Here is a 12,627-nt window from a genome sequence, read left to right as displayed (position 1 = left end):
GCCAATGTCACTGTTTTCACAGTTTACCTCACCCTTCAAGCTTCGTGAGCGCGGTATTATGGGGATGAACCAGCGTAACCACAGCTATATCGGCCGCTATAACGACCGTAGCCTGTACCCGCTGGTTGATGACAAGCTGAAAACGAAGATCATTGCCCAGCGTGCCGGGGCAACCGTGCCTGAGCTGATCGGTGTTATCGACAGCCAGGTATATGTCAAACGCATCCACGAAATGGTGAAAGACTGGCCGGGTTTTGTAATTAAACCGGCTCAGGGCTCTGGCGGTAAAGGCATCCTGGTTGTCACAAAACACAAAGATGGGATTTACACTAAGCCATCCGGTGCCGAAATGAACAAACAGGATGTTGAGCGCCATATTACCAACACCCTAGCCGGCCTGTTCTCCCTTGGCGGTAAAAACGATGTCGCCATGGTCGAAGACCTGATCCAGTTCGATGATGTCTTTGACGGCTTCAGCTACGAAGGTGTTCCTGATGTCCGGGTTATCGTTTTCCGAGGTTACCCGGTGATGGCAATGATGCGTTGTTCAACCGCAGCTTCTGACGGTAAGGCTAACCTTCACCAGGGTGCTGTTGGGGTCGGCATTGATATCGCAACAGGCAAGGCAATCCGTGCCGTTCAGTTTGATAAGCCTGTTGAACGCCACCCGGATACTGGTCGCCTGCTCAAAGAGCTGGCCGTCCCGAACTGGGAACGGCTCCTGACCCTGGCATCCAGTGCCTGGGAGATGACGGGCCTTGGCTATATGGGAACCGACATGGTTCTGGATAAATACAAAGGCCCGATGGTATTGGAGCTCAATGCCCGTCCGGGGCTGGCAATTCAGACCGCCAACGGAAGCGGTCTCCTGCCTCGTCTGCGGCATATCGAAAACCTCGGCAGTTCAGTAGAACACCCGACTCCGGCAGAAAGAGTTGCCTATGCCGCCAAACAGTTTGGTGTAAGAGCCAAGTTCTAAAGAACATTACTTAAGCCCTGATGTCTCCCATCAGGGCTTTTTTAATGCAATTAAAACGACGGCCTAACACTCCGCCAACCAGATTCTGAACGGATTCAGTATGATGCAACCTTCAATAGAGACCCTCTTTGAACAAAACGTTGACCGCACGAACAGCAACAGCATCAAGTGGGATAAATACAAAGGCCGGGATATCCTCCCGATGTGGGTGGCCGACAGCGATTTCAGAGTACCCGATGCAATCACAGAAGCACTGCACCGACATGTTGATCATGGTGTGTTCGGTTATGGTTCCGCACCACAGCGGTTAACAGACCTGCTGGTTGAACGGATGAAACAACGCTATAACTGGCAAATTGAACCAGATTGGATCGTGTACCTTCCCGGCCTTGTCTGTGGCATCAACTTGTCGGTAAGAGCGCTTACTGAAAGCCATCAGGGCGTGATCAGCCCCAAGCCTGTCTATCCGCCATTTATGTCCGCCGCCAAGCTTGCCAAACGGCCTCTGGATATTTCCCCGGTCAGGTTACTTAACCACCGCTGGCTAATGGCTCTTGAGCAAACAGACATCTCCGCAAACGCCAAACTGCTGCTGTTCTGTAACCCTCTCAATCCCGGCGGTACGGTTTACACACGAGAAGAACTCGAGTCTGTGCTGACTTTCGCTGAACAGCACGATCTCTTAGTCTGTTCAGATGAAATACATTGCGACTTAATTCTGGATGAAGAAAAGCAGCACATTCCATTTGCCAGCCTGAATAAGAGTGCTGAGCAACGCTCTGTGACCCTGATCGCTCCCAGTAAGACATTCAACATTGCCGGGTTAGGTGCATCTATAGCAATTATTCCCAATCCCGCGCTGCGACGCCGGTTTATGAAAGCCAAAGCAGGCATAATACCCGATGTTAATGTTCTAGCCTTTACCGCCGCTCAGGCAGCCTATGAACACTGTGAACCGTGGCTTGATTTACAATTGGCTTTTTTACGCCAGCACCGCGACACGCTGGAAAAAGAAATCAATGCCATGCCCTATTTGACTCTTGAACATATTGAAGCCACCTACCTGGCATGGATTGATGCATCCTCACTGCCAGTTGCCAGCCCATTTAAATTTTTTGAACAAGCTGGTGTCGGTCTCTCACCCGGTGCCGATTTCGGTAATTCAGGCTTTGTTCGATTAAATTTTGCCTGTAACAGCAAAACACTGAGTGAGGCTCTGAGGCGCATGCGGTCAGCAATCGAGCAACTGCCTGCTACCAAGTGATTTTTTCCTAAAGTTCTGACAATTCGCTCCGATAAAAGGGAATCATTAGCGAAAAACCCTTTATCAGATGCAGATCCATACCTTAGACAAAGCACAGCTTATTAATGAAGTGCAGCTAGGTGGCCAGCTCAACCACGCGGTTGAAGGCGGTCGCCGAGCTGACTTTGCATTAATGCTGGCGATGTTGTCTCCGGATCATCTGGAAACGGTACCTATTGACGCCCCTCCACCGAAGGGGAAAACTGAGGCAGAGCTGCGTGCTTATTTTGAGCTCCGCGATCCTCAACCTCTGACAACATCTGAACACTGCTATGAAAATGCGGCGGCACAGGCCAAAGCCTTTCACGAAAGCGGGCTCAATGGCGTTCGCCTGCTGCAAGAGCTTCAGCCAACCGCGCTAACCTTCCCTCCACAGGATACAAAAGGCCTGCCTGAAGAGGTTTATCACAACCTGTCGGGCCATGAACGCCGTATGTTGCCGCCGAAAGAAGAGGCAAAAATTAAGGCATCACCTCAGGATCTATACCTGTCGCTTATTCAAGCAAAACGCTTTGCCGAGATGTATCAGACTGCTTAAAAAACCTTACTGATCACACTCTTGGGCTTTTCGTGACCCCTATCATGACTTTGTTACTTTGCAGACGCACTTTGCTGACATTTCGCTAACATTAAAACGAACTAAATAATAATCTGAATCACTTTTCACAGTAAATTTAGCTGGTTAGATTCAGTATTTATGGGCGTCCAACTTTTCAGCCAACTATCGCCTGTATCAGGCAAAATGCTTCACAGCAAAGAACTATATTTAAATTTGCTTGATTAGTAGCACTGCCAACAACCTGAGGCTCAATACACATGCCGGTAAGAACAGGGAGAACACAAGAGCTATGAAAATCGCACAATCTGTCATAGTGATCACTGCCGCCGGCAGCCCGATTGGCAAAGCCATATCACTTCATTTTGCATCGTTGGGTGCAAGCCTGGCTTTAATCGATATTGAACAGGAACGATTACAGGAAACCCATAAAGCCTGCCTAAAAACAGGCGGTAACTCTCAACCATTCTTCCTGGACAGCCAGAATGAAGCTGCAATTTCGCATATCATTCAGGATGTACATAACCATTATGGCGCAATAGATATTCTGATTAACTACTGGCTGGGTTCTGATTTACCAAGATTATTAAGTCCGGCTTCCGTTGATAAGTTCTACCGTTCAATGGCTGAAGGCGCGACCCCCTTCTTCACGTTTGGCAAACAGGCGGCAAACTATATGCGGGAACATAATCACACAGGGTTAATCATCAACCTTGCCGCTAATCAGGCCAATCCTCATCAATTTATCAATAACGGTGCCAAAGCCATGCTCGCCGGATTAACCAAAAGCTGGGCCAAAGAACTGGCTGAGTTCGGAATCCGGGTTGGCGGCATAGTCCCACTTGCCATTGATTATGATGATGACCAGGAATCCCACACCACGTTTAGCCAAACCTTACTCTATGAAATAGTCCGTAGCGCAGAATATATCATTAGCAATGATACCTTTAACGGGAGAATGATAGAGGCGGAAGTGGAATAGAGCTTAAAAGTTCGAAAAGAATAACTCGTAATAGCAATGAGTTCATACAAAGAAAAAGCCCGCCAAATTGGCGGGCTTAATAATTTACTTCGAAAGAAGTGCGCTAGCTATAACAATGATTATGCTTTAGCTGTTTCTTTCTTAGCTTTAGGCGCTTCTTTAGCTGCTACCTGGTCAGCTTTCTTCTTGATTACAGTAGTACCTTCGAAAGTTTCACCTTCAACGAAAGCTTTACCGTAGTATGAAGCAATCAGAACTTCTTTCAGCTCAGAGATTAGTGGGTAGCGTGGGTTCGCACCAGTACACTGGTCATCGAACGCTTCTACAGACAGCTCATCAAGTTGAGCCATGAAGTCCGCTTCAGCAACACCTGCAGCCTGGATAGACATTGGGATATCAAGGTCTTTCTTCAGCTCATCCATCCATGCTAGAAGACGTTCAATCTTCTGAGCAGTACGGTCACCTGGCTGAGACAGACCTAGGTGGTCAGCAACTTCAGCGTAACGACGACGAGCCTGTGGACGGTCGTACTGAGAGAATGCAGTCTGCTTAGTTGGGTTGTCGTTAGCGTTGTAACGAACAACGTTAGAGATTAGCAGTGCGTTCGCCAGGCCGTGTGGCAGGTGGAAAGCGTTACCAATCTTGTGCGCAATTGAGTGACACACACCCAGGAATGCGTTAGCAAATGCAACACCAGCGATAGTAGCTGCGTTGTGTACTTTCTCACGAGCGATAGGGTCGTTAGCACCATTTGCGTAGCTTGAAGGTAGGTATTCTTTCAGCATCTTAAGAGCTTGCAGAGCCTGACCGTCAGAGTATTCGTTCGCAAGAACAGATACGTAAGCTTCCAGTGCGTGAGTTACTGCGTCGTAACCACCGAATGCTGTCAGCGACTTAGGCATGTTCATAACCAGGTTCGCATCTACGATAGCCATGTTTGGCGTCAGCTCGTAGTCAGCTAGTGGGTATTTAGCGCCAGTAGTGTCGTCGGTAACAACCGCAAACGGAGTAACTTCAGAACCAGTACCAGAAGTAGTTGTGATACATACAAGCTCAGCTTTCTGACCCATTTTAGGGAACTTGTAGATACGCTTACGGATGTCCATAAAGCGCATAGCCAGCTCAGAGAATTCTGTTTCCGGGTGCTCGTACATAACCCACATAATCTTCGCAGCATCCATTGGTGAACCACCACCAAGAGCCAGGATTACATCAGGCTGGAAGCTGTTCATTGCAGCCGCACCTTTCTCAACTACAGACAGTGTTGGGTCTGCTTCTACGTCAAAGAAAGTCTGAACTTCCATGCCCTGCTCTTTCAGCAGACGAACGATTTCATCAGCGTAACCGTTGTTGAATAGGAAACGGTCAGTTACAAGGAACGCACGCTTCTTACCTTCAAGGTCGCCAAGAGCAACTGGAAGGCTACCACGACGGAAGTAGATTGATTTAGGTAGTTTGTGCCACAACATATTTTCAGCTCGCTTCGCTACTGTCTTCTTGTTGATCAGGTGCTTAGGACCTACGTTCTCAGAGATAGAGTTACCACCCCAAGAACCACAACCAAGAGTCAGAGAAGGTGCTACGTTGAAGTTGTAAAGGTCACCGATACCACCGTGAGTAGTAGGGATGTTTACAAGGATACGAGCAGTCTTCAGTTTGTCACCAAAGTACTTGATACGGTCTTGGTTAACGTCCTGGTTTGTGTACAGACCAGATGTGTGGCCGATACCACCGATTTCAACCATGCGTACAGCCTGGTCTACAGCGTTTTCGAAAGAAGACGCACGGAACATACCAAGAGTTGGAGATAGTTTCTCATGAGCGAACTCATCATCGTAAGAAACTTCACCCAGACCTTCACCAACAAGGATCTTAGTATCAGCAGGAACTTTAACACCCGCCATTTCAGCAATAGCTGTAGCTGGCTGACCAACGATCTTCGCGTTCAAGTTGCCGTCGATAAGCAGTACTTTACGTACTTTATCTGCTTCAGCTTTGCTTAGTACGTAGCCTTTGTGAGAAGCAAAACGCTCTTTAACTTCGTCGTAAACTTCGTCTACTACGATAACTGCCTGCTCAGAAGCACAAACTACACCGTTATCGAAAGTCTTAGACATCAGAACAGAAGCAACTGCACGCTTAACATCAGCAGTTTCATCGATAACTACAGGAACGTTACCTGCACCTACACCGATAGCTGGCTTACCAGAAGAGTATGCCGCTTTAACCATGCCTGGACCACCAGTTGCAAGGATAAGAGCGATACCTTCGTGCTTCATCAGCGCGTTAGACAGTTCAACTGAAGGCTCATCGATCCAACCGATGATATCTTTTGGTGCACCAGCTGCGATAGCTGCGTCAAGAACCAGTTTAGCTGCATCGTTAGTTGAGTTCTTCGCACGTGGGTGTGGCGAGAAGATGATACCGTTACGAGTCTTCAGAGAGATCAGAGATTTGAAGATTGCAGTAGAAGTTGGGTTAGTGGTTGGTACGATACCACAGATGATACCTACAGGTTCTGCGATAGTCATCGTACCCATGCTGTCATCTTCTTCCAAGATGCCGCAAGTTTGCTCATCTTTGTACTTGTTGTAGATGTACTCAGATGCGAAGTGGTTTTTGATTACCTTATCTTCCACAATGCCCATGCCAGATTCCGCTACCGCTTGCTGCGCTAGAGGGATACGAGCCTGGTTAGCTGCCAGAGATGCTGCTCGGAAAATTTTGTCTACTTGTTCCTGAGAAAAAGTAGCAAACTCTTCTTGTGCTTTCTTAACACGAGCAACCAGAGCATCCAGTTCAGCCAAATTAGTTACAGGCATAGTTAACTCCTAACTTAATATTGAAAACTTTTTAGTAAGAATATGTCTTCAATCCTTACTGTTACTGTTATTGAGCAATCCCACTCTTACATTCCAGTAACACACACACTTAGTAAATTGCTTTCAAAACTGATTATATTATTTCACAGCCTGAAAAAAATTGATTTAGATCACCTGTACCACTTTAGTAGTGTTTTTTGTCAATTTTAGATCTCTGACATGTAAAAACAAAAACTTACAAGCGCATTTTGTGACCAGAGCGATTGAATCAGCTCCACAAAACCAAGTTTTGTCATACTCAACGGCATTGAATTTTACGTAATAAACCTACACATTTAATCACATTAAGCATCAAATGTGACAGTGATCACGAAAAATCTTTCATCAATAATCGGTTTTGTTGCATATTATGAGGCACATTAATTACTCCTAAAGAGTAAACTAAAACCTGAGACCTTTACAGCAACATAACAAATGTTTAATGGATAACTAGAAATATCATTAGCGATAATATTTTTTAATTGGTGCATTCATCTTCTTTGGCTTAAAGTAACGCCGATTAACAAATAGTTATATTAAATCTGACACTACCCCTCCCCCATGCAACCGCTGCCTTCGGCTCCGGACGCTGCTTATGCTCAGAAATGTCACTGCTGTTTGTTAACCCAAGGAGGAAGCCTGCTTCCAGTTGTTCACCTAATACTTAGATGACTCTGAAATGCCACCAATTGAATTTGCTATTTTCTTACAATTCTTTGTCGGTTTGATTGCGGCCGTCAACCCAATAGGCATCATGCCTATTTTCGTTTCACTCACCGGGCACATGACGATTGAGGAAAGGAATAAAACGGCTTATACCGCGGCCATTGCAGTCGCAGTTATACTGACAGTCTCGCTACTTGCCGGCCAGTTCTTGCTGGATATGTTCAGTATCTCACTGGATTCATTCCGTGTCGCAGGCGGCTTACTACTACTGACTATCGCCTTTTCTATGATGGGCGGTAAACTGGGTGAAGATAAACAGAACAAACAGGAAGAGTCAGAATCCATCAGCCGTGAGCAAATCGGCGTTGTGCCACTAGCTATGCCGTTAATGGCGGGTCCGGGTGCGATAAGTTCCACTATTGTCTATGGCTCCCGTTACCCTGGCATGCACAGCACTTTGGGGATTGCCGCAACAATTGCTATCTTCGCCCTGTTTTGTTGGACGCTGTTCCGCGTAGCGCCAATCATCGTGCGTTTTCTGGGCCAAACAGGCATCAACGTCATCACCCGTATCATGGGTCTGATCCTGGGTGCCCTTGGTATCGAGTTCATTGCTAACGGTCTGAGAGTGCTGTTCCCAGGCCTTGCCTGATTCACACCCCTCATAATATTTTTGACGGGTAACACGCTTGTTACCCGTCAACTGGCATCACCGTCCTTACTCCACTATCCTATCTGCCAAATTATCTATTATTAAATTCAGGAAGTTATGGCCAAACTATCAACACGGCAACGGCTATATCAGGTTATATTCGGAACAGATACCAAAGCCGGGCAATATTTTGATATAGCCCTTATCATCACTATTCTTTGCTCCGAACTAGTTCTTATTATTTCTTCAATCAAGAGCTACGAACTTCAATACTCCCGTATATTCTTCTTGCTGGAATGGGGATTTACCCTACTCTTCACCGTTGAATACATTGTCAGGCTTTACTGTTCTCCCCGCCCCATGGCATACGCACGTAGCTTCTATGGAATAATCGACCTGATTGCTGTTTTACCCAGCTACATCTCTTTCCTATTTCCGGGAACTCAATACCTGCTTATCGTACGACTACTGCGAGTCATGCGTATCTTCCGGATCCTGAAACTGGCAAAATTTCTTAAAGACTCCAACATCCTGTTACGCTCACTACTGATGGCTCAAGGAAAAATCCTGGTATTTTTCAGCACGGTAGCCATTCTGGTCACCGTTCTTGGTTCTCTGCTATTTGTAATAGAAGGGCCGGACAACGGCTTTACCAGTATTCCGGCCAGCATCTACTGGGCAATCGTCACGATCACAACAGTGGGTTATGGCGATATCGTTCCCCAAACCGATCTCGGCAAAGCACTGGCAGCCTTTACCATGTTGCTGGGCTACTCAATTCTGGCAGTACCCACAGGCATTATTACTGCAGAGCTAAGCCGTGAAATGAAGACACAACGAGAACTGGTCCGCTGCCCGAACTGCTCTGCCAGCGGCCATGAAACCGATGCCAGTTACTGCAGAAAATGCGGCGCAGCTCTGCCTGAAAACCTGTGAGCCAAACTTTATTTTCTTCCTTGTGTCTCGCTAATTCTGTGTAAACCAGATTCTGTAAAGACAAACAAAAACGGCACCTGATCTGGTGCCGTCTTTATTAGCAGATAAGTTCTGGTTATTTCTTATTGTGCAAGAAATTTACTGCGCGATCCGGGAAGTCAGTGAAGACACCGTCGACATTCGCAGTGTTGTAGAAAATATCCAGCATGTCATTAAAGTCATTAGCATAAGCCGGAATACGACCAGTATCAGCTCGGAATGTGTATGGATGAACCTGCATACCTTGCGCATGAGCAGCATTTACCAGACCTGTCAGCTTGATATTGCCTTTAGTTGATTCATCAGAAACCACCATTGGTTTCCATGGACCGATACCATCAGCATACTTCGCGACTTTTTCCATACCGCCCTTAGCAAACATCCAATCATAGCTGTATGGCTGAGCCTGTCCCTTACTGTCGTAAACCATAGTTTCGTTCCAGTCGGTATAAGCCATCAACTGAACCAGTTTCACATCCATGCTCATTGCCGGCATCAGCTCGTCATGAATGCGCTTCAACTCATTGAAGTCAAATGTCTGAAGGAAAACTTTGCTCGCCTTATCGGTATAACCATAGTTTTTCAGGACCTTAAGCACAGCTTTACTGATGTCCTTACCTTCATGGCGGTGGAACCAAGGTGCTTTAATCTCTGGGTAAATACCGATGTCATAACCTAAGGTTTTATTCATACCCTGGATCATTTCAATTTCTTCTTCGAAAGTAGGCACTTTGAAGTCTGACGTCCACATAGGATAACGCTCAGGGAATCCCTGAACCTGTTTACCATCTTTGATATTGAAACCTTCAGTGACGCTCAGCTGTTTGATTTCATCCAAGGTAAAGTCAATCGCATAGTAACGACCGTCTTTGCGCGCACGATCCGGGAACACTTCAGCGACATTGGTGACACGATCCAGATAATGGTCATGCAGAACCACCAGCTTATCATCCTTGGTCATCACCACATCCTGCTCAATAAAGTCAGGTCTCATGGCATAAGCCATCGCCTTGGCAGGTAAGGTATGTTCAGGAAGGTAAGCTGAAGCACCACGGTGGGCGACTACAATTTTACTGTTATCGGGAGCTGATTGCGCAAATGCAGAAGATGCTAGCAGTGTGCTGCCAATGGCAGCGGCAAGCCATAGTTTTTTCATTATTATCATCCTTAACAATCAGTGCTTTAGTTGGGGAACGAAGCACTGCTGGTTTATACATCAGGAAGCATAATAATCAGTATCTGTTACACATTTTTGATTTATTACTCTAAATGTGATCGTTTTCGTTCGATATGGAAATATTCGTTTTCGAATAGTGACAGGCAGTCCATTTTTAATTTGTGGTAAAAACATTCCGGCAGATAACTCCAAATATAAAAAAACCGGAGCAATTGCTCCGGTTTCTCTGTAATACAGGAAGTCTTACTTACGACGCCAGGTTGTACCCTGCGGGCCGTCTTCCAGAATGATGTCCATAGCCATCAGCTTATCACGAGCAGCATCAGCAGCAGCCCAGTCTTTCGCGGCACGCGCATCCAAACGCTGCTGAATCAGTGCTTCAATTTCAGCCACATCATCTGCTTCACCGGCACCGCCCTGCAGGAAGGCTTCTGGCTCCTGAGTCAACAGGCCAAGAACATCAGCCAGTTCACGCATACGTGCACCCAGAGCTGAAGCTGTCGCCAGATCATCAGTTTTCAGACGATTGATCTCACGCGCCATATCAAACAGTACAGAGTATGCTTCCGGCGTATTGAAATCATCGTTCATCGCATCTTTAAAGCGAGTTGTGAACTCTTCGCCGCCTTCCGCTTTCGCTTCAACATTAAGACCACGTAGTGAAGTGTACAGGCGCTCAAGAGCAGAACGAGCCTGCTTCAGGTTGTCTTCGCTGTAGTTCAGCTGGCTACGGTAGTGACCAGACATTAGGAAGTAGCGAACTGTTTCGGCATCGTAATGCTCAAGTACGTCACGGATAGTAAAGAAGTTACCCAGAGACTTAGACATCTTCTCACGGTCAACCATCACCATACCGCTATGCATCCAAGTATTTACGTACTGGGAACCAGTTGCACAGCAAGACTGAGCGATTTCGTTTTCGTGGTGCGGGAACTGAAGATCCGAACCACCACCGTGGATATCAAAGTGGTCACCCAGAATCGCAGAGTTCATTGCAGAACATTCAATGTGCCAACCCGGACGGCCAGGACCCCATGGTGATTCCCAAGTCGGTTCGCCCGGCTTGGACATTTTCCACAGAACGAAATCCAATGGGCTGCGTTTTGCTGTTTCAATATCAACACGTGCACCGGCCTGAAGCTGCTCAAGGTCCTGCTTAGACAGCTTACCGTATTCATCGAATTTGCTAACTTCGAACATCACGTCGCCGTTGTCAGCAACATACGCAAAGCCGCGCTCAATCAAACGCTCACACATCGCGATAATTTCAGCAATGTAAGCTGTCGCACGAGGCTCGATGTCCGGACGCTTCATACCCAGCGCATCAAAGTCAGCATACATTTCCTGAATCAGACGCTCAGTCAGCGCTTCACAGCTTTCGCCGTTTTCCGCAGCACGCTTAATAATTTTATCGTCGATGTCTGTGATGTTACGTACGAAAGTCAGGTCATAACCCAGGTAGCGCAGGTAACGAGAAACCACATCGAACGATACGAATGTACGACCGTGGCCAATGTGACATAAATCGTAGATGGTAACCCCACAGACGTACATGCCTACTTTACCAGGCTGGATGGGTTTGAATTCCTCTTTCTGTCTAGTGAGTGAGTTATAGATCTTTAACATGTCTCGTATTTACTCATTTTATGGGGTTACGTTTAAGAGGTTAATTACACCTCTTATGACTATTGAAGGCAAGGAAAAATACGTGATTTCACGGGTTCCGAAGCTCATCATCAGCATAATTCCCTGCTGACATAGTAAAAGCATCATCCCGTTAGTGCAGCCATTCCCTTTTCCTCCTCTATTAACCTATAGTTATACCTGACAGAACCGGATAGGTTTAATGGCAAAACAGGCTAAATAACACGCTTATTCCAACTTAGGCTGATTATGACTGGGAATCATGTTGACGCCTTGCCTTAGTAAGATAAAATCCAACGTTTAAAGCAATATACATCCATTAAAGGACAAGCTCATGGTAACGCTTCACACAACTTTTGGTGATATCAAAATCCAACTAAACACAGAACAAGCGCCTGAAACATGTGCAAACTTCCTACAGTACTGCCGTGATGGTTTCTACAACGGCACTCTGTTCCACCGTGTTATCGACGGTTTCATGATCCAGGGCGGTGGCATGGCTTCCGGCATGGTTGAGAAAGAAACTCGCGCGCCAATCAAAAATGAAGCGAACAACGGCCTAAGCAATAAAGTAGGTACTCTTGCTATGGCTCGTACTATGGAACCGCACTCTGCAAGTTCTCAGTTCTTCATCAACGTTAACGACAACAAATTCCTGGACTTCAAATCAGAAACACCTGACGGCTGGGGTTACTGTGTATTCGCTGAAGTTGTTGAAGGCATGGACGTAGTTAACAAGATCAAAGGCGTTTCTACTGGTAACTGGGGTTACGTACACCAGGACGTGCCAGTTGAAGAAGTTGTGATCAACGACGTAACTATCGAAGAGTAA

10 protein-coding genes are annotated in these 12,627 nt (G+C 46.5%); 7 read left to right on the top strand and 3 right to left on the bottom strand.

Annotated elements, in window-relative coordinates:
- Positions 1-4 precede the first annotated feature (4 nt).
- The 4 genes from C942_RS01920 to C942_RS01905 all read left to right on the top strand — a co-directional run bounded on the left by C942_RS01920 (position 5) and on the right by C942_RS01905 (position 3,820).
- On the top strand, positions 5-979 hold the full coding sequence (locus C942_RS01920) for an alpha-L-glutamate ligase-like protein (RefSeq protein ID WP_007461848.1): 975 nt from the start codon (positions 5-7) through the stop codon (positions 977-979).
- Positions 980-1,082: 103 nt separating this feature from the next.
- Positions 1,083-2,243, top strand: a complete 1,161-nt coding sequence (locus tag C942_RS01915; RefSeq protein WP_007461846.1) for a MalY/PatB family protein — start codon at positions 1,083-1,085, stop codon at positions 2,241-2,243.
- A 67-nt stretch (positions 2,244-2,310) separates the two neighbouring features.
- Positions 2,311-2,820, top strand: coding sequence for a VC2046/SO_2500 family protein (locus tag C942_RS01910; RefSeq protein WP_007461844.1), 510 nt, complete (start codon positions 2,311-2,313; stop codon positions 2,818-2,820).
- A 310-nt stretch (positions 2,821-3,130) separates the two neighbouring features.
- On the top strand, positions 3,131-3,820 hold the full coding sequence (locus C942_RS01905; protein WP_007461842.1) for an SDR family oxidoreductase: 690 nt from the start codon (positions 3,131-3,133) through the stop codon (positions 3,818-3,820).
- A gap of 119 nt (positions 3,821-3,939) precedes the next feature.
- On the opposite strand, the gene adhE is transcribed toward C942_RS01905, so the two are convergent.
- Entirely contained in the window at positions 3,940-6,642 is a 2,703-nt protein-coding gene (gene adhE, locus C942_RS01900) for a bifunctional acetaldehyde-CoA/alcohol dehydrogenase (RefSeq protein ID WP_007461841.1), read from the bottom strand.
- Between the two features lie 718 nt (positions 6,643-7,360).
- Here adhE and C942_RS01895 point away from each other — a divergent pair.
- Complete coding sequence (locus C942_RS01895; protein ID WP_007461840.1) at positions 7,361-7,999, top strand: YchE family NAAT transporter; 639 nt, start codon at positions 7,361-7,363, stop codon at positions 7,997-7,999.
- Between the two features lie 117 nt (positions 8,000-8,116).
- Positions 8,117-8,935, top strand: a complete 819-nt coding sequence (locus C942_RS01890; protein WP_007461838.1) for an ion transporter — start codon at positions 8,117-8,119, stop codon at positions 8,933-8,935.
- 115 nt (positions 8,936-9,050) lie between these two features.
- Here the strand turns inward: C942_RS01890 and glpQ are convergent, their stop codons facing one another.
- Both glpQ and cysS read right to left on the bottom strand, forming a co-directional pair.
- Entirely contained in the window at positions 9,051-10,130 is a 1,080-nt protein-coding gene (gene glpQ / locus C942_RS01885) for a glycerophosphodiester phosphodiesterase (protein ID WP_007461836.1), read from the bottom strand.
- A gap of 264 nt (positions 10,131-10,394) precedes the next feature.
- Positions 10,395-11,777: a cysteine--tRNA ligase gene (gene cysS, locus C942_RS01880; RefSeq protein ID WP_036798360.1), complete on the bottom strand. Its 1,383-nt coding sequence runs from the start codon at positions 11,775-11,777 to the stop codon at positions 10,395-10,397.
- A 352-nt stretch (positions 11,778-12,129) separates the two neighbouring features.
- On the opposite strand from cysS, the gene C942_RS01875 reads away from it, so the two are divergent.
- Positions 12,130-12,627: a peptidylprolyl isomerase gene (locus C942_RS01875; RefSeq protein WP_007461830.1), complete on the top strand. Its 498-nt coding sequence runs from the start codon at positions 12,130-12,132 to the stop codon at positions 12,625-12,627.

The sequence above is a fragment of the Photobacterium marinum genome, from assembly GCF_000331515.1.
In the GTDB taxonomy this organism is placed as follows: Bacteria; Pseudomonadota; Gammaproteobacteria; order Enterobacterales; family Vibrionaceae; genus Photobacterium; species Photobacterium marinum.
This window is presented reverse-complemented; position numbering and strand designations above follow the sequence as displayed.